This is a genomic window from Streptomyces sp. NPDC027962, assembly GCF_055566095.1.
In genome coordinates, this window is record NZ_JBVHTA010000122.1 from 1 (window position 1) to 1,192 (window position 1,192).

General features: G+C 69.4%; 1 protein-coding gene. It reads left to right on the forward strand.

Translation table 11 applies throughout. The annotated features are described in order from the left end of the window. Window positions 1-302: 302 nt before the first annotated feature. Window positions 303-1,192, forward strand: an 890-nt coding sequence (locus ACZ4SA_RS36970) for an IS110 family RNA-guided transposase (RefSeq protein WP_468283268.1), incomplete at its 3' end; no start/stop codon positions are given.

The following is a 1,192-nucleotide window of genomic DNA, read 5'->3' on the forward strand; positions in this document are numbered from 1 at the left end:
CAGGTCAGCAGCGCAGCGCGCCTTCGGCGCGCGCCGTGGGCGTGGTAAATCCCGTGGCGCGCGCCGGGGGTGCTTCTGTCTGCCCTGACGTGAGCTGCTACGGGTCCGGGACGCTGGAGGGGTTCGTTCCGGCCGAAACCGAGGTCTCTGTGATGCCGGTGAGCTCGCAGGTCAGCATGGTGCCGAGGGCCGTCCACGGGAACCGTGGAGTGTTGCTGTGAGCACGTGCGTCAGAATTCCTGATCCACCCTGGCCCTCCCGGAACGGCGTACCGCTCGGCCGCCTGGGGAGGGGCTCTGGACATGGACGTACTGCACGAACGCTGCGCCGGTGTGGACGTCAGCAAGAAGGACGCCAAGGCGTGTATCCGCACTCCGAGTACGAAACGGCGCGGGTCGTTCACCACTGAGACCACAACCTGGGGCGCGACGACGAACGCCGTGCTCGCCCTGCGCGATCACCTGCTCGCCGCCCAGGTCACCCTGGTGGTGATCGAGGCGACCTCGGACTACTGGAAGCCCTTCTACTACCTGCTGGCCGACGAGTTGAACGTGATCCTGGTCAACGCGCGGCAGGTCAGGAACCTGCCCGGCCGCAAGACCGACGTCTCGGACGCGGCCTGGCTGGCCCAGCTCGGCGCCCACGGCCTGGTCCGTGCCTCGTTCGTCCCGCCGCAGCCGGTGCGCGAGCTGCGGGATCTGACCCGAGCCCGCACCCAGATGACCCGCGAGCGCGGCCAGATCGTGCAGCGGCTGGAGAAGATGCTGGAGGACACCGGGATCAAGCTCGCCGCGGTCGCCTCCGACATCATGGGCGTCTCCGGCCGGGCCATGCTCGAAGCCCTCATCGCCGGGGAACGCGACCCGCAGGCCCTCGCTGAGCTGGCCAAACGCAAGCTCCGCAGCAAGATCCCCGAGCTCACCGAGGCCCTGACCGGCCGCTTCCGCGAGCACCACGGGTTCCTGACCCGGCTGCACCTGGACCACTACGACCAGCTCACCGCCGCGATCCGGCAGCTCGACGAACGGATCGAGGAGACGATGGCCCCCTTTCGCCCCGCCCTCGACCTCCTCGACACCATCCCCGGGATCAACCAGGCCGTCGCCGAAGTGATCATCGCGGAGACCGGCGGCGACATGGCCCGCTTCCCCTCCGCCAAGCACCTCGCCTCCTGGGCCGGGGTCTGTCCCGG